General features: G+C 46.6%; 12 protein-coding genes and 1 tRNA gene. 7 read left to right on the forward strand and 6 right to left on the reverse strand.

Going from position 1 to position 17,238, the window contains the following annotated elements; translation table 11 throughout:
* Position 1: 1 nt before the first annotated feature.
* From ACU52_RS12295 to ACU52_RS12305, 3 genes are all read right to left on the reverse strand, one after another.
* Positions 2–709, reverse strand: coding sequence for a DUF5683 domain-containing protein (locus tag ACU52_RS12295; RefSeq protein ID WP_053399006.1), 708 nt, complete (start codon positions 707–709; stop codon positions 2–4).
* Positions 710–787: 78 nt separating this feature from the next.
* A complete protein-coding gene (locus ACU52_RS12300) occupies positions 788–1,684 on the reverse strand; it encodes a ParB/RepB/Spo0J family partition protein (protein WP_021853631.1) in 897 nt (298 codons plus the stop codon).
* A gap of 7 nt (positions 1,685–1,691) precedes the next feature.
* Entirely contained in the window at positions 1,692–2,456 is a 765-nt protein-coding gene (locus ACU52_RS12305; RefSeq protein WP_021853630.1) for a ParA family protein, read from the reverse strand.
* 154 nt (positions 2,457–2,610) lie between these two features.
* On the opposite strand from ACU52_RS12305, the gene surE reads away from it, so the two are divergent.
* The 6 genes from surE (at position 2,611) to ACU52_RS12340 (ending at position 13,099) form a co-directional block, all read left to right on the forward strand.
* Complete coding sequence (gene surE / locus ACU52_RS12310) at positions 2,611–3,387, forward strand: 5'/3'-nucleotidase SurE (protein WP_053398997.1); 777 nt, start codon at positions 2,611–2,613, stop codon at positions 3,385–3,387.
* Between the two features lie 83 nt (positions 3,388–3,470).
* Positions 3,471–4,625 carry a lipid-A-disaccharide synthase gene (lpxB, locus tag ACU52_RS12315; protein WP_053398998.1) on the forward strand — a complete coding sequence of 385 codons (1,155 nt, stop codon included), beginning with the start codon at positions 3,471–3,473 and terminating at the stop codon, positions 4,623–4,625.
* 671 nt (positions 4,626–5,296) lie between these two features.
* Positions 5,297–6,130: a GLPGLI family protein gene (locus ACU52_RS12320; RefSeq protein WP_162207777.1), complete on the forward strand. Its 834-nt coding sequence runs from the start codon at positions 5,297–5,299 to the stop codon at positions 6,128–6,130.
* Positions 6,123–8,675, forward strand: coding sequence for a carboxypeptidase-like regulatory domain-containing protein (locus tag ACU52_RS12325; RefSeq protein ID WP_162207778.1), 2,553 nt, complete (start codon positions 6,123–6,125; stop codon positions 8,673–8,675). The genes ACU52_RS12320 and ACU52_RS12325 overlap by 8 nt, the downstream gene beginning before the upstream one ends.
* A 623-nt stretch (positions 8,676–9,298) precedes the next feature.
* On the forward strand, positions 9,299–10,615 hold the full coding sequence (locus ACU52_RS12330; RefSeq protein WP_204374665.1) for a tetratricopeptide repeat protein: 1,317 nt from the start codon (positions 9,299–9,301) through the stop codon (positions 10,613–10,615).
* 339 nt (positions 10,616–10,954) lie between these two features.
* The gene (locus tag ACU52_RS12340; RefSeq protein WP_053399003.1) at positions 10,955–13,099 is read left to right on the forward strand and encodes an outer membrane beta-barrel protein; all 2,145 of its coding nucleotides are present in this window, start codon (positions 10,955–10,957) and stop codon (positions 13,097–13,099) included.
* Between the two features lie 365 nt (positions 13,100–13,464).
* On the opposite strand, the gene ACU52_RS12345 is transcribed toward ACU52_RS12340, so the two are convergent.
* From ACU52_RS12345 to rsfS, 3 genes are all read right to left on the reverse strand, one after another.
* Positions 13,465–14,328, reverse strand: a complete 864-nt coding sequence (locus ACU52_RS12345; protein WP_053399004.1) for a phosphatidate cytidylyltransferase — start codon at positions 14,326–14,328, stop codon at positions 13,465–13,467.
* Positions 14,329–14,335: 7 nt separating this feature from the next.
* Positions 14,336–16,399 (reverse strand): ATP-dependent zinc metalloprotease FtsH, encoded by a 2,064-nt coding sequence (gene ftsH / locus ACU52_RS12350; RefSeq protein ID WP_053399005.1) that lies wholly within the window; start codon positions 16,397–16,399, stop codon positions 14,336–14,338.
* A 71-nt stretch (positions 16,400–16,470) separates the two neighbouring features.
* Positions 16,471–16,830: a ribosome silencing factor gene (gene rsfS, locus ACU52_RS12355; RefSeq protein ID WP_021853618.1), complete on the reverse strand. Its 360-nt coding sequence runs from the start codon at positions 16,828–16,830 to the stop codon at positions 16,471–16,473.
* 248 nt (positions 16,831–17,078) lie between these two features.
* On the opposite strand from rsfS, the gene ACU52_RS12360 reads away from it, so the two are divergent.
* A tRNA-Gln gene (locus ACU52_RS12360) sits at positions 17,079–17,149 on the forward strand.
* The last annotated feature ends 89 nt before the right edge of the window (positions 17,150–17,238 follow it).

Genomic DNA, 17,238 nt, shown 5'->3' on the forward strand with positions numbered 1-17,238 from the left:
TTCAGAAGGTTATAGAGCACTGAAGTCCCAATGACGATGATTTAAGCGGATTCAGTGACGACCTGTTGTTTATTATCGTAGGCTCAAGCTTCATGCTCAGGTCTTTTGAAATGTCAAATTCTGACAGTGACGCGTCGACATACGCGTCTATTACCGACAGGGCGTAAACGCCGATAAGGCAGAATACGCTCAGGTCGCGGTATCTGCGGTAGAAGTCCTTACGCTTTTTGAACAGATTTTGGTATTGTTCCTTGTTCTCTTCCGTTATGGTGTTGCCCAGATGCAGAAACTGGTTGTAGCTCTCTGTGCTTGGGTCGTTGTCCATGATGTCCATGTAGGCCTGCGAGTAGTCCTTGTACATCTGGTTGTTCCATCTTATGGCGTAAAGACATCCGATGAAGCCGCCATACACAATAGGCAGCTTCCAGTATTTGCGGTTATATATTTGTCCAGCTCCCGGTATCACGATGGCAAGCCACATGGCTCTTTTGGCGTTTGGCCTCCATGTGCTCCAGTCGCGTTTCTCTTTTTTCTTCTTTACAGAGTCGTTTGCCGACAGCATCCTCATGCTGACAGAGTCGGCCGCAGACACAACCTTGTTTATCGTGTCGCTTATCTGCTTGTCGTTTTCTGCCGCAACCGTCATGATCGTGTCGTTGACCAGGATGGTGTCCTTGTCGCCCGTTCCGAGCGCGCTGCACGGCATCATCACGGCAAGCATGCATATGGCCGCTGCCAGTCTTGACAGGTAATATGTTAGATGTCTGCTTGTATCCACAGCTTTATCTTACTGTTCTTTCAGTTTGTCAAACATGCTCATTATACGCACAAGCTCTTCTTCGTTGGCAAACGGAATGCTAATCTTGCCCTTGCCGTTGGCCGAGCAGGTCATCTGAACTTTAGTCTTGAAGAAGTCAGACAGATGCTGTTTCAGTGTAGAGAATTCTTCGGGCATCTGCTGGTTAGATGCTATCTTCTTCTTGCCGCTGACTATGTCTTCGCCGTTTTTCAGCTTCTGCACCATTTCCTCCACCTTGCGTACAGAGTAGCCGTTCTTCTGTATCTCCTTGAACAGCTTCACCTGCAGCGACGGGCTGTCTATCGCCAGCAGCGCGCGTGCGTGTCCCATGTCAATCTCCTTGTTCTGCAGCGCCATCTGCACCTGTGCAGGCAGCTTCAGCAGGCGGAGATAGTTTGATATTGCCGTGCGGCTTTTGCCCACTCTTTCCGACACCTTCTCCTGCGTCATTCCTGTGTTTGTCAGCAGGTGTTCGTATGCCAGGGCAATTTCTATCGCGTTGAGGTCTTCGCGCTGGATGTTCTCAACGAGAGCCATCTCCATCACGTTTTCGTCCTTGATGGTGCGTATGTATGCCGGTATAGCCCTTAGTCCGGCTATCTGCGATGCTCTCCAGCGGCGTTCGCCGGCAATAATCTGAAATCTGTTGTCGTCAACCTGTCGCAGCGTTATCGGCTGAATGATGCCTATCTCGCGTATGCTGTTGGCAAGCTCGTTGAGAGCTTCCTCGTCAAATTCGCGTCGCGGCTGGTTAGGGTTGGCTTCTATCTGCTCAATAGATATCTCGCTGATGGTCGAGCTGCCCTGCGGGCGCACGGCTTCGGTAGATATCAGAGCGTCGAGTCCGCGTCCGAGCGGATTGCTGTATCTTTTCTTAATGGCCATAATCTTCTTACTTGTTCCTGTTTATAATCTCCTTTGCCAGTGCCAGATGGTTCTTGCTTCCTGTTGAGTCGGCATCGTAAAGAATAACCGGAAGTCCGTGGCTTGGCGACTCGCTCAGTTTCACGTTACGCTGTATGACGGTCTTGAACACAAGCTCCTGGAAGTGGCGCTTCACCTCGTCATAAATCTGGTTGGCCAGGCGCAGGCGGCTGTCATACATAGTCAGCAAGAATCCCTCAATCTCGAGTTTCGGGTTCAGCTTGCTCTTTATTATCTTTATCGTGTTCAGCAGCTTGCTTATTCCCTCAAGGGCAAAGTATTCGCATTGAACAGGTATTATTACAGAGTCGGCGGCAGTAAGGGCATTCACCGTTATCAGGCCGAGCGACGGCGAGCAGTCAATCAGGATATAGTCGTAGTCGCCCCTTATCGGCTGCAGCAGGTTTTTTATCACCTGCTCTCTGTGTTCAAGGTTTAGCATCTCTATTTCGGCTCCCACAAGGTCAATGTGGCTCGGCATAATGTCAAGTCCGTCAATGTCTGTGGTATAGACGGCGTCATGTACGTCTGCATGGTCGATGATACATTCGTACAGCGAGCAGTCCACGTCTTTCGTGTTGACTCCGAGGCCGCTCGAAGCGTTGGCCTGCGGGTCGGCATCGATTACCAGAACCTTTTTTTCCAGTGTGGCGAGGGATGCAGCCAAGTTAATTGTCGTGGTTGTCTTTCCCACGCCTCCTTTTTGGTTTGCTAATGCGATAATTTTTCCCATTTGTCTTATATTGGTGTCCTAAATCTAATGTCTTTATTTGCTCGTTTTAGAATTGCTCCTTCCAAAAATATTTTGCAAAAATACATATTTTATGTGAGAAATAGTTGTTTTAAACCTTTTTTCGTACTTTTGTAGCCGAAAGAAAATGATTTTTATGAAAATTATGAAACCATTAATACTTATTTCTAATGACGACGGCTACCATGCCAAGGGACTTAACTCGCTGATAGACATGCTCTCTGATTTAGGCGATATCCTTGTCTGCGCGCCCGAGTCGGCACGTTCAGGATTTGCCACAGCCTTCTCTGCAACCACTCCCTTGAGGCTCAAGCTGCGCCGCAAGCGCGAGGGCGTTGAGGTGTGGTCGTGCAACGGCACGCCCGTCGACTGTGTCAAACTGGCGCTGAGCCAGCTCTGCCCGCGCCGTCCCGATATGGTCATCGGCGGCATCAACCACGGCGACAACGGCTCTGTCAATTCTCATTATTCGGGCACAATGGGCGTTACGCGCGAGGGTTGCATGAAGTATATTCCTTCAGTTGCCTTCTCTCTCTGCGACTATAGAGACGACGCCGACTTTGAGCCTCTGCGCAGCATCGTCAGAAAGATTACGGCCAAGGTGTTGGCCGAAGGTCTGCCAAAGGGAACGTGCCTTAACGTAAACTTCCCCAAGGCTGCCGAATTTAAGGGTGTAAAGGTATGCCGAATGGCTAAGGGTACATGGGGAAATGAGGTTGTTCGCACCCGTCATCCCAGGGGTTACGACTATTATTGGCTTGTGGGCGAATATACCAACGATGAGCCTGAAGCAACCGACACCGACAACTGGGCTCTCAACCATGGTTATGTGGCCATAACGCCCACCACAATCGACGTTACCGACTATACCATGTTCGAACGTCTGAAGGATTGTACCGATGAGTTTTGCTGATGTGCCGGGGCTGCGGTCTTGTCGGCTTTCGGCATCTGTCGTGTGCCCTGCTGTGGATTTAGAAACATCATATTTGTTTACAGATGAAATATTATCTTATTGCCGGTGAGGCAAGTGGCGACCTTCATGCGTCGCGGCTTATGCAGTCGCTCAGAAGAGTCGACGGCGAGGCTGAGTTCCGTTTCTTCGGAGGCGACCTTATGTCGGCTGCCGGAGGCATGCGTGTGCGCCACTATCGCGACTTGGCATATATGGGCTTTGTGCCTGTCCTGCTGCATCTCAGAACCATATTCAGAAACATGGCTTTCTGTAAGCGCGACATAATCGAGTGGCACCCTGATGTGGTGATATTGGTTGATTACCCCGGTTTTAATCTCGACATAGCCAAGTTTCTGCATGCCAAGACTTCAATACCTGCGTATTATTACATCTCGCCAAAGATTTGGGCATGGAAAGAGTACCGCATAAAGAACATAAAGCGTGATGTCAGCGAGCTGTTCTCCATTCTGCCTTTCGAGGTGCCCTTCTTTGAGGGCAAGCACGGCTACAAGATACACTATGTGGGCAATCCTACGGCCGACGAGGTGAGCGGATTCTTGAAGACCTACACCGATTCTTACGACGAGTTCTGCTCTAAAAACGGGCTCGACTCACGCCGTCCTGTCATTGCTTTGCTGGCCGGAAGCCGCAAGCAGGAGATAAAGGACAATCTGCCGGCCATGATAGAGGCTGTCTCGCGCTTTGCCGACAACTATCAGCTTGTGGTGGCGGGAGCGCCGTCGATAAGTGCAGACTATTATGCCGGGTTCATATCCGGACAGCCCGTAAAGATAGTCTACGGGCAGACTTACGAACTGCTCGCCCATTCGCGTGCGGCTGTTGTAACCAGCGGAACGGCCACTCTTGAGACGGCTCTGTTCAACGTGCCGCAGGTGGTGTGCTACGAAACCCCTATACCAAAGGTCATCGCCTTTCTCCGTAAACATCTGTTGAAGGTGAAATACGTTTCGCTTGTCAATCTCATTGCTGACCGTGAGGTGGTCAGGGAGCTTGTTGCCGACACATTTTCTGTGGATAACATTGCCGCTGAATTGTCGCGTCTGCTGCCCGACGGAGCTTGTCGCAGCAGCATGATTGATGGATATGCCGAAGTGCGCAGGAGGCTCGGCGACAAAATAGCTCCCGACAACGCGGCTGAGATCATGGTGCGGCTGCTGAAGAAAGAGGTCGACGAATAGCCCGTGTGGAATATTTTGCCACGGCATTTCTGTCTTCACCAGTGCAGTTGTATGTGCTATTGAATAAAATTCTTTTATTTGCTTAAAATAACACGGCCGTTTCTGATTAAAAAGTGGCCGGTTTACGCCTCAAAAGTGGCCGAGTTTTGACCCGTAACTCGGCTACTTTTGATTTATAACTAAATGCCTTGTTATTGCTTACAGTATACACTGTGGCGCATGTCTGTATTGAAAAATATTTATGTGCGGAGCCTGTTTTGCTTACGATTTTTCGACTAAAAATTATCATGCCGGTTCAACGTATTGAAATTTTTACTAATTTTGTATCGGCTAATGATGAAAAGCATTAACCGAAATGAAACGGATTTACAGGCTTAACCCCAGATTAGACGTTATGATTTAGCCTGTATTTTTGCTTTATATTAAGTGGATTATCGTTTGATTTTTCGCAGTCATAGCGGGCTATGTCAAGAAAGGCCGGAGGAAAAGTCGCCAATAAAAGACAAAAAGACGGCTGAAAGCATGAGCATACCAAACTTATATACGGTCTAATGACTTAGGCTTAATGTGGAATGATTTGCGAACATTTTTGCGAACAGCAGATTTTTGTGCATTGTGCTAAATCAAGTAATTTTGCTTATAAAAATAATAAAATTAAACTGTTTGAACTTATGAAGAGAATTTGTTTTATACATTATTTGTCTTTATTTCTTCTTGCTTTGTGCAGTCATGTACCGTCGGCAGCTCAGTCGGACACAGCTGTCATGCGTATCAGTTATGACGCTAAGTTTAAGACTTGTGTTGAAAGACCGGAAATGCAAGACGAGATGGAACTGCTTATTGGCAATAAGTGGAGCAAGTTTTATTCTTCGGCAAACATACGACAGCAGCATGTGCTTGACAGCGTGGTGCAGGCCACGGGTGGACAACTGCAACAGGCTTTGGCTGCAAGCACACGGATGAGAGGAAGTGGAACGCTTGGGCAGAAATATATGGTGATGAAGAATTATCCGGCTGACGGTAAACTTACTTATACACTTAATCTGCATGGTTTTGCCCTTAAGTCTGAGGAGAATATGCCTGCGTTTGACTGGCAACTGGCCGACGGCGACTCAATAATAGCCGAGTATCACTGCAACAAGGCAAGGACAAAGTTTCGCGGACAGACATGGACGGTGTGGTATGCGCCTGACATCGCCGTGAGCGACGGTCCTTGGAAGCTGTGCGGACTGCCGGGACTTATAATGAAGGCTGAAACAGATAACGGCTGTTTCTCGTTTGTATGCACGGCTGTAAGAAAGGGCAGGGGAAAAAGCATTACGATGGAAAAGACAAAATATAAATCTGTTGAGCCGAAAGAGCTGCAAAAGATTACAGAAATGGAGATTACCGATCCTGTAGGGCTGATGACGAGGCTGACGGGCCTTGCTCCGTCTGTCGGTAAGGGCAGAACGAAGCAAAGAAAGGTTACGCCGGTACTTATAGAAGACTATGACTGTGAGTGACGGCAGAACCATACGCATGGCGCTTGTCCTGTTTGCGTGGCTTTTGGCAGCAACGGCTTACGGACAGGTTATAACGGGACGGGTTGTCAACTCGGACAACAGTCCTGTCGACAAGGCTTCTGTATATATTAAAAACGGCAAGTCGGTAGTGGCTTATGGATTCACCGACAAGCAAGGCATGTTTGCCGTAGACAGTAAAGGCCGGCAGTGCGACACGATGGAGGTGCGCAAGATTGGTTACTCTAAACTGGCTATTGCTCTTAGGCATTACAGCAGCGACAAGGCTATAGTGCTCAGCGAGCATGCCACAGAACTTAAGGAGGTGGTTGTTAAGTCGCAGCGCATCAGACAGGAGGGTGACACGCTCAACTATCTTGTTAGCGCCTTTCGTGGCAAGCAAGACCGCACCATAGCCGACGTTATCAGAAAAATGCCAGGACTTACCGTAAATGATGACGGCTCGATAGAATATCTGGGCACGAAGATAAACAAATTCTATATTGAAGGCATGGATTTGCTTGGCGGTAAGTATGCGCAGGCGTCAGATAACATTGATGCAGGAAAGGTGAAAAAGGTGCAGGTGCTTGAACGGCATCAGCCCATACGTGCGCTGAAGGATACAAAGTTCAGCGATCAGGCAGCACTCAACATCGTGCTGACCGACAGCGCAAAAAATGTGTGGAGTCACACCTTCGACCTGTCAACGGGAGCTTCGTTGACCAACAGTCCCGGCTGGCTTTATGACAATCGCATCGTCTCAATGCTGTTTTCGCGCAAGGTGCAGAGCATAAGTATGTATAAGAATAACAATACCGGTAAGAACATCGGACAGGAAGTAACGCCTATGTCGGCATATCTCGACGACTCGGCACCCGTGGACGATGGTATGCTCGGCAACATATCACTGCCGGCACCGGCCATTGACGCCTCGCGCAGCAGATTTAACCATACTCACCTGATTGCAACCAACTGGCTGCTGAAGACGCATGGCGGCAATGACTTGAGGATACAGCTCGACGGCATGACCGACATGACTGAACAGCGACAGACATCCACCACGGTATATACGACGGCAGGCGGTGCTGCCATTGTGCAGGACATATCGGCTGAGAGCCGTCACGACGCCTTGTCGGCTGAGGTGCTTTACAGGCAGAATACCGAAAGACAGTATCTTACAAACGATGTCAGGGGATATGTTGACTTCGACCGCAGCAGCGGCTTGTCGGTATTGAATGGCGTTGAGACAAGAGAGATGGTTAAGCCGCGTCAGGGCTACATCACGGACAAACTGTCGTTTGTGCGCAACATCACCCGTCGCTATTCGTTTTCTGTCAACGCTTACCTTTCACTCAACTGGCTGCCGGGCAGTCTGCTGCTTGCCGACTCAACCATGCAGCGCCTTCGCCAGCGCAGCGTCCTTGCCGGATGTGACGCCTATTTCGGACAAAAGCTTGGTGCGTTTTATCTTAATTATAATATAGGCACAGACATGAAGGCGCAGCATATAGGCGTAAGCCGGCAGAATTTGGATGCCGTAAGGAAGTACACCGAATGGCGAACTTTCATGAAACCGTCGCTGTCGTATAAAACCTCCATTATAAATCTTGTTGCATCTGCGCCTGTTTACTGGACAAGCCGGACGTATGGCGTACAGCATAAAGACAACATTACATTTGAGCCTAATCTGTTTTTCAGAGCTATGCCAGTTTCCGATTTCGGCATAACGGCAACGTATAACTGCTCGTGGAAGTCCGAAGGCTTTTTGTCAGTGCTCGATATACCTGTGTTTACCGACTATATCTCGATGACAGAAGGACAGGGTAAACTCAGCAACACATTGATGCACACGGCAAGCGCTAATATAGAATATAAGAATGTTATAAAAGGCCTGTTTGCCACTGTCGGGTATGTCTTTACCAATATGCGCAATCAGCGGCTTTACTCAATGAATGTGGACGGCAATGTGTATGAGTCACGGGCCACTGACCTTACATCAAACAGCGTTATGCACGGATTAAACTGCCGTGTAAGCGAGAGCTGGAACGTGGCTCATCTGGTTACTACGCTGTCGGGGCGATGGCAGTGGAGTGATTATAACATGCTCTTGCAGAATGTGCTTACGCCGTTTCAGACGCAGATGGCCGGAGCTACGGCAACAGTCTCGCTCCAGCCTTGCAGCTGGTTCTCTGTCGAAGAGCAGAGTCAGTTCAGCTATGTCAGACAGGAGTGCTGTTCGGGCGCTTCGTTGCCGTCGTCGTTAAGCTCATTCAGTCACAGTCTGAAGTGCTACTTCATGCCCGGACGCTTTAACATAGAGTTAAGCAACGAGATATACCACGGCAACGATAAGGCCGTTTCGTTCACCTATTTTGCCGACTTGTCAGTCTCTTATCGTACCAAACGTTATGAAGTGAGCCTGACATGCAGCAATATTTTGGGAAAGGATGAATATGAACGCCGCCAGATAACCGACACTCAGCAGATGTACACCATTACAAGGTTGAGGCCGCGTGAATGTATGGTGAGGGTTGAATTTAGTTTATAAAAAGAAATAGTCCGGACTTTAAATAGTAATTAATAAAAAAGCAAAAGAAAATGAAGAAATTATTTTTGATTTTAGCTTTGGCTATAGGTTTGGGAGCGGCTTCTCCTCAAAAAGCATCAGTGCAAGAAATATCGGCAGAATCTTTTGTTTTTATAAGTAATGAATGATATCATCTAAAACTCATGAATATATTTAACTGTATAATAATAGTGCTATGCGTGCTTATATCAGCCGGCTGTGACGTTGAGCGTTCGTCTCACAGCAAGGCATTGTCGGCAATAGACAGTGTGGGCGATGTGTCACCGCGCCGTGCTTTGGCTATGCTTGACAGTATAAGACCGAAGATAAACGCTGCCGACAAGGCAGACCGGAACTATTACGACCTGTTGCGCATTAAGACAGAAGACAAGCTTTATGTTGCCCATACAACCGATACGTTGATGCTCCGTCTCCTTGATTATTATGAAAACGAGGGCGACAAACGGCTCCTGCCTATGGCATATTATTATGCTGGACGTGTGTATAACGACATGAACGATGACACGCGTGCCTTACCATATTTTCAGAAAACGATAGAATTGGCTGACACGGCTAGTCCGTTGAGATATAAGGCTTATTCGCAGATGGGATATATCTTTCTTTATCAAGGATTGTATTATAAAGGATTAAAGGCGTTCAGACATTCTTATTTGTATAATAAAAAAATAGAGAACAAAAAAAGTCAGGCATATTCATTGTGCGGTATGGCGTATTGTTATCAGCGTGTTAAAAATGAAAGTCAGGCAGCAGAATGTTTTGAACAGGCCTTGAACTTGTCTAAGGAAGCAAATGACAGTTTGCTTGAAACCGATATCCTTGCTCAAATAGCGAAGCATTATTATAAGCAAAGTGAATATGGTAAGGCGTTGATGTATGCTAACCGTGCGTTGAGCCGTGTTAACAGGATAAATGCCAGGGCTGTTTTGGTTATTGTTGCGAAGATATATGATAAGGTCGGCAGAACAGATGAAGCTGTGAATCTGTATGAAAAGGTTTATGATTTAGATAATGTTTATGCCAAATATGGGGCTTCAAAATGGCTTGGACATTATTATTTACGAAAAAATGATTTGATTAGGGCGGCATATTTCTTTGACAAATATGAAACATATTCAGATTCTGTCCAAAATATTATAAAGACAAAAGATGTTGCAAGAATTGATGCAGTTTATAATTATACAGAAAAGGAGAAAGAAAATATCAGGTTAAAATACGAATTGGCTGAAAATAGGTATATTGTTTATATATTTGTTTTTATGTGCATTTCGTTGATTTTTGCCTTTTTTGCTTTTATATCTCATCTAAAGAAAAAGCGTATGTCTGAGCGGATAAAATATGAGAATGAGACAAAGTATCTGAAAGAAAAGTATGAGCAAAGCAGTGCTTTTGTTGATGAAAACAAGCGTAAGATAGAAAGTCTGAATGTCCGTCTTGCCAGAGTCGTAGACTGTAACGAAAGTCTTGCAGCCGAGCTGAAGGCCAGCAGGGAACAGCTTGAGAATCAGAACAGAATAGCCAATATGCAGATTGCAAACAGAGAGCTGTCACAAAGCAAACTCACTAATTCTGACATATTTAGAAAGATAAGGGCTGTCTTGAACGATAACACCTGCGAGAGGTGTGATAAAAAAATACCTAAAGACTATTGGCTGATGTTAGATGCCGAAGTCAACAGACATTATGCAGGTTTTAAGGATCGTTTGACAGAATTATGCAAGATAAGCGAATATGAATATCGTCTGTGTCTGTTGCTGAAAATAGGAGTAAGGCCGGCTGATATATCAATACTGACTAACAAAGAACGCAATTCGGTGTCATCAGCGCGTAAACGTTTGTATAAGAAGGCTTTCGGCAAGGATGCTGAGCCAAAGATGTGGGACGGATTTATACAATCGCTTTAGAAAAAGGAATAAATTTAGAATATTTTTGCGAAATAGTTTGCTGGTTTCATTTTTTCTTTTTATTTTGCGATGTCATAAATTATGATAATGATATATTAAATTTGTGAAATGACATGCCCTTGAAAATGGCAGCTGAATATGGGCGGTAAGAATAATGTTGCCCAGATGGAGCATGCTGAAATTAAGGCACATCTGATTGATGTAAAAATAGCTGATACACCAATACATTGTAAGGTATACGGAGAGGAGCATTGTGATTACTATTGGTTTAAGACGTGCAAAGGCTCCAAGAAATATATCAGAAAATATTTATGTCTAAAATAAAACTATGCTTAGCCTATGAAAAATATAAAGTTGATATTTGTCTTTTCTATGTTTTCTGCTTTAAATACGTTTGCTCAAAACGTAAATAAGTCTGATTCACTTGTGTCTGACGAGATAGATCTTCAGGAGGTAGTGGTGAGCGAGAAATTGATAAAGCGCGAAGCCGACAAATTTATAGTAGACGCAATAAGGCTGCGCAAGGGCAAAACTGACCTGCTTGACTTGCTGAGCAATGTGCCAGGTATATTGGTTACGGACAACGACATCAGAATACCGGGACGTGACGGCGTAAGGGTTATGTTCAACGGACGTATGAAAACCATCCCTGAGGGTGAGCTGATCAATATACTGAAGTCGCACAGGGCGTCAAATGTGGCAAAGATAGAGGTGATAACATCGCCAGGCGCAAAGTATGATGCAGGAAGCGATTTTGGCATCATAAACATAATAACAGAAAGAGGTGCCGACTATATAGGCGGCGAAGTAGGCGACGATGTAACCTATGCCGACAAATGGAGCAACGCAGCCCGCATGAACCTTAATTATCAGAGAAAGCGCGTTACGGCATCGCTCAATGCAAGCTGGAATTACGGCAGCGTTGCATATACTGAAAGCAATGTGAAATATTTTACAGACATGACGCGAAAGAGCCATACGGACATGGGCTGGCGAAACAACAACTATAACATTTCCGGCTCGTTAGACTTTATGATTGATTCGCTTTCAACAGTAGGCATTGAGGCTTATTATATAGATACATACAGAAATTATCCAAGCACGACCTTTGAGAACACATACGACATGGCCGGGGTGATGACAGAGGAGAGTCGCTCGCCGTCGCTTGAACTGCGTGACGGGCGAAACATGAACCTTAACTTTTATATCGACAGAAACTGGAGCAGCACCAACAGGATATCTTTCATAATGGACCTTTTTAAGTTTGATAACGACCGTGACTACAGTTTCAACTCTTACTATTATGAAAACAGCGTGCAGACGGACAGCGTTGACTATCTTCGCAATCAGGTGGGCGCGCATCTTAAGGGACTGAGCTTTGCGCTCGACTATTCAACTCTGTTGCCCTGGAGCATCAAGCTTTATGCAGGAATAAAGACGTCTCTCACAGAGACGAGAAACTCCTCGCTATATGACTATTCCACACTTCCCGTGCAAAATGACGACTTTACATATTCGGAAGACATCTATGCCGGATATCTGTCGCTCAACAAGTCATTGGGACACTTCGACATGGTGCTCGGCGGAAGATATGAACTTACGCATACAAAGTCGGAAAACGGCAACGGGACATTGGCAACAGACAACTACGGCAGACTGTTTCCGACTGTGAATGTGATGTACAGGTCGGGCAACGGGTCAACCTTTGGCGTCAGCATTTTCAGCGGAATAAGACGTCCGGGTATACAGGTGGTCAATCCGTTTACGGCTTATCTGAGTGCCAACTCAACAGCCCAGGGCAACCCTACAATAAAGCCAAATTACTGGTATGGAGTAAGACTTTCCAACAACATAGTGCTTTGCAGCGGACTTGAACTCGGTCTGGAACTGAGGGCCGCAAAGGAGTTTGACTGTATAGGACAGGTTACGCAGATGAATGCTGCTGACGGCTCTTCGAACACGCAATGGCAGAATGCTTACGACAAGGAAGGCTGCGGAGTGGATCTTAGCCTCTATTTCACAAAGCTGTCATGGCTGAGGGCTTATGTCTTTGGCGAGTTGTTTTATTGCAAAACCACTGCCGACAGCCGTTATAGCTTGAGCAATGAGCATATTCTCAAGGCTTTTGCCATGGGCGACTTGAGGTTTATTTTCGACAGACGCCGTAATCTTACAGGATATGTTACCGCCACTTATTCGGGAAAAGACAAAAATGTGGTTCAAACTATTGATAGCAGATTCTCAATGAGTTGCGGTATTGCTTATTCGTGCCTTAAGGGACGCCTTAATATGAAGTTGGGAGTCAGCAACTTGTTTGCAGGAAATGTTAAGGGTGTAAGTATTTCAAACAACGGAATGAGCATGCATTTCAACAACGACTATTCGCCTTTGTCTGTAACCTTGGGCTTCTCGTATAGTTTCGGCAAGGAGATACGCAGCAAGAGAAAGACCTACAGCAACAGCGACATAAAGAGCCGATTCTGATATAATGGACAGTTATTGACAGTAATGCCTGTGCCGTAACAAAAGACTCTCTCTGATGGCGTTGATGACAACCGGCTAATGCGGCTGCATCACGGAATTCAATAAACCCGAATCGCTTATTGAGATTCGTTCTGTATTTTTGCTTTCTATTGAGCGAATTTTCGTTAGATTTTTCGCAGTCATAGCGGACTATGTAAAGAAAAGGCGAACAAAAAGATGCCAATAGAAATCAAATTCATATTATGACACGCTTTGATGTGTATGTGTCTTTCAAATCAGCAACCGGCGTCATGCTTTCATCTGACATGGAATGATGAAAGCATGACGCCGGTTTATGTTTATATTGCAACTGATTAGTCTGCTAATCAGAACAGCGTCAGCGAGTAAAGATATATAACGGCAGCAGGCATGGCCATTAGCGACGAGTCGAAACGGTCGAGCATTCCGCCGTGACCTGGCAGAATGTTTCCGCTGTCCTTTACGCCAAGGGTGCGCTTGAAGAGCGACTCTACAAGGTCGCCCCATGTGCCGAATACAACTACAACAAGACCAAGGCCCATCCACTGCGGTATGGTAAGTCCTGATGTGTTGCCGTTCTGTGCGTCGAGGTATCCTATCAGCCATGCCACGAGCAGAACGATGATGGCGCCGCCAATAGAGCCTTCCCAGCTCTTGCCGGGCGATACGCGCGGAAACAGCTTATGCTTGCCGAAGAGCGAGCCGCTGCAGTAGGCGCCCGTGTCGTTTGCCCAAAGGAATATGTACACGCAGAGCGGTATCATGTAGTTGTAGGCAACGTTGCCGTCGGGAGTGGCATTGAATGCGAGCACGTTGATGGTAGAGAAGGGCAGGGCGATGTACATCTGTCCGAGCATGGTGTAAGCCCAGTCGTTTATCGCGTTCTCCGTCTTTATGTAAAGCTCGCTGATGAAGAGATATACTATTGTAAGCAGATATGGTATGAACACGGCACCGCTCTGAATCATTCCGCTGCAGAAACCTCCTACGGCAAGAAAGAAATATACACCGGCAACAGTGCTAATAAAGCGGTTTACCTGTACGCCCTTTACGTCGTTCACCAGTCCGCAGTATTCCCATATCGTCAGTCCTGTTACGAGAGCAAACAGAAACTCCATGGCGATGGGTCTCATGAAGCATACCACGATGGCTGCCACAAAGAACACGCCCGTGATGCTTCTTACAATAAGGTTCTTCATCTTGTCACTCATATCTCATCTATTTTGTTTCTTGAGAATTGTCATTGCCGTCAGAAATACCGTTCTCTGTCTTGCTTTCAGATGCCGGTTCCTGATTTACGGCGTTGTTGTCAGTCTCGCTGCTTTCGGGCAGGGCCTTGTCGCTTTCGCCTTCAGTCTTAGAGTCTTTTCCCTCTTCCTCCATAATTTCTTCAGAGCGGCTAACCCACGGACGCTTGCCGAATATAGTCTCAACGTCTTCAGCAAATATCACCTCGCGTTCAAGCAGCATCTCGGCCAGCTTGTTGTGGCCATCCTTGTGCTCCGTAAGGATCTTCTTCGCGCGGTCGTATTGCTCGTTGATCATCTTCAGCACCTCGTCGTCCATTATCTTGGCGGTTGTCTCTGAGTAAGGACGCTGGAAGTTATACTCGTTGTTGTTATAGTAGCAGATGTTGGGCAGCTTGTCGCTCATACCTGCGTAAGCTATCATGCCGTAAGCACTCTTTGTAACGCGTTCAAGGTCGTTCATAGCTCCTGTTGATATGTGGCCTGTGAACAGCTCTTCGGCAGCACGTCCGCCCAGTGTGGCGCACATCTCGTCGAGCATCTCCTCCTTTGTTGTTATCTGTCTTTCCTCAGGCATATACCATGCTGCACCGAGCGCTCTTCCGCGCGGAACGATAGACACCTTTACCAGCGGGTTGGCGTGCTCGAGGAACCATGATATCGTGGCATGTCCTGCCTCGTGCAGTGCGATGGTGCGGCGCTCGCCCTGGGTCATAACCTTGGTCTTCTTCTCCAGACCGCCGATAATACGGTCTACGGCATCAAGGAAGTCCTGCTTGCCGACAAACTTCTTGTCGTGGCGGGCAGCTATCAGCGCAGCCTCGTTGCACACGTTGGCTATGTCGGCACCAGAGAATCCCGGAGTCTGACGTGCAAGCATGTCAATCTCTACAGACGGGTCGGTCTTTACAGGTCTTAGGTGAACCTTGAATATCTCCTTACGCTCATTGAGGTCGGGCAGGTCTACATTGATCTGACGGTCGAAACGTCCGGCACGCAGCAGTGCTGAGTCGAGCATGTCGGCACGGTTGGTGGCTGCAAGGATGATTACGCCGCTGTTGGTGCCGAATCCGTCCATCTCTGTCAGCAGGGCGTTGAGCGTGTTCTCGCGCTCATCGTTTCCTCCCATTGCCGGATTCTTGCTTCTTGCACGTCCCACGGCATCAATTTCGTCGATGAATATGATACATGGCGATTTCTCTTTTGCCTGGCGGAACAGGTCGCGCACGCGGCTTGCTCCGACGCCCACGAACATTTCAACGAAGTCAGAACCGCTCATAGAGAAGAACGGAACCCCGGCCTCGCCTGCAACAGCCTTTGCCAAAAGAGTCTTACCGGTTCCCGGAGGACCTACGAGCAGTGCACCCTTAGGAATCTTACCTCCAAGGTCGGTATATTTCTTTGGATTCTTCAGGAACTCAACAATCTCCTGCACCTCCTGCTTGGCACCGGCCTGTCCGGCAACGTCCTTAAATGTGATGTTAATCTCGGCTCCTTTTTCATACATCTTTGCCTTGCTCTTGCCTACGTTGAACACGCCTCCGGCGTTGCCTCCGCCTCCGCCCATGCGGCGCATGAAGAACAGCCAGATGAACACAAAGAATAAAATAGGTGCAATGTTGAAAAGAATGGTGAGCAGGTCGCTTCCTTTCTTGTTCTCGTAGTTAAGGTTGCCCTTAAACTTGCCGGCCTGACGCTCCGCATCGACAAAGCTTTCAACCTTGTCGGCGCTTCCGAACTCGCTGGTTACAAAAGGAGTTTTGCCCACTTCTTTCGTTCCAGCCTTAAACACGTCGCGTATGTGCTCGGCCTTAACATACATCTTCAAGGTGCTTTCGTCCTTATTGAGCACAATCTCCGAGGCATAGCCTTTTGTGACGTATGCCCTGAACTCATCGTAAGACACCTTCTTGCTTGCGCTTCCGCCGATAGAGTCGCCTCCCATGAGGTAGACGCTTATGAGGCCGATTATCACAAGCATGTAAATCCAGCTCATGCTGAATTTTGGCATCTTGTTGTTTTTATCTTGCTCCATGTTGTTTCTGTTAATTTGTTCGTCTAAACTAACTTAAATATGTTTTTTGAAAATTTCTTTGGTAAATCCAATCAGTCTAAATCAGGTATCCGGGTCTGTTTTGCGTCTTCCCAAAGATTTTCCAGATTGTAATATTCGCGCACTTCGGGCAGGAATATATGAACCATTACGTCTGTATAGTCCATTGCCACCCACTGTGCATTGTTGAGTCCTACAACGTGAACCGGCTTTTCTCCGGCGTGAACCCTGGCAAATTCTTCAACAGAGTCTGTTATCGCCTCTACCTGCGAAGGCGAATTGCCCTGACATATTATAAAATAATGACAAATTGTGCCTTCAATGCCGCTCAGGTCGATTATGTTAATGTTTGACCCTTTCTTCTCTTGAATACCTTTAGTTATTGTCTCAACTAAATTTTTTGTTTGTTCCATTAATAAAATAAGGTGTTATTTATTTTCTGAATTTTTTTATCTCTGAGGAAAAAGAATTTTCATTCTGTTTTTACCCCTAAAAATGTATTTTATTTTATGCAAAGGTACACTGATTTATCGTAATTCGGGTAAAAAAACGTATTATTTTGAGATTTTTTAGAAAAAAGTCGGTAAAAATGTTGTCAGTTAAAAAAAATGCGTACCTTTGCAATCGCAATCAGGAAACAAAACGATTGCAGACATAAAATTGGGATATGGTGTAATGGTAACACTACAGATTCTGGTCCTGTCATTCCTGGTTCGAGTCCGGGTATCCCAACAAAAAGATGCAGCCTAAGGGTTGCATCTTTTTTATGTAACAACTGTAAGGTGTCTTGTCGGGCGAGTTTGGGGCTCACCCGATAAATA

The sequence above is a fragment of the Xylanibacter rarus genome (genome assembly GCF_001275135.1).
Lineage (GTDB): Bacteria > Bacteroidota > Bacteroidia > Bacteroidales > Bacteroidaceae > Prevotella > Prevotella rara.

Bases quoted from the DNA above. Each gene is read 5' to 3' on its own strand.
- ACU52_RS12345 (WP_053399004.1), bottom strand. From the start codon at position 14,328: ATGAGTGACAAGATGAAGAACCTTATTGTAAGAAGCATCACGGGCGTG.
- surE (WP_053398997.1), top strand. From the start codon at position 2,611: ATGAAAATTATGAAACCATTAATACTTATTTCTAATGACGACGGCTAC.
- ftsH (WP_053399005.1), bottom strand. From the start codon at position 16,399: ATGGAGCAAGATAAAAACAACAAGATGCCAAAATTCAGCATGAGCTGG.
- ACU52_RS12295 (WP_053399006.1), bottom strand. From the start codon at position 709: ATGATGCCGTGCAGCGCGCTCGGAACGGGCGACAAGGACACCATCCTG.
- ACU52_RS12320 (WP_162207777.1), top strand. From the start codon at position 5,297: ATGAAGAGAATTTGTTTTATACATTATTTGTCTTTATTTCTTCTTGCT.
- lpxB (WP_053398998.1), top strand. From the start codon at position 3,471: ATGAAATATTATCTTATTGCCGGTGAGGCAAGTGGCGACCTTCATGCG.
- ACU52_RS12340 (WP_053399003.1), top strand. From the start codon at position 10,955: ATGAAAAATATAAAGTTGATATTTGTCTTTTCTATGTTTTCTGCTTTA.
- rsfS (WP_021853618.1), bottom strand. From the start codon at position 16,830: ATGGAACAAACAAAAAATTTAGTTGAGACAATAACTAAAGGTATTCAA.
- ACU52_RS12330 (WP_204374665.1), top strand. From the start codon at position 9,299: ATGGGATATATCTTTCTTTATCAAGGATTGTATTATAAAGGATTAAAG.
- ACU52_RS12305 (WP_021853630.1), bottom strand. From the start codon at position 2,456: ATGGGAAAAATTATCGCATTAGCAAACCAAAAAGGAGGCGTGGGAAAG.
- ACU52_RS12300 (WP_021853631.1), bottom strand. From the start codon at position 1,684: ATGGCCATTAAGAAAAGATACAGCAATCCGCTCGGACGCGGACTCGAC.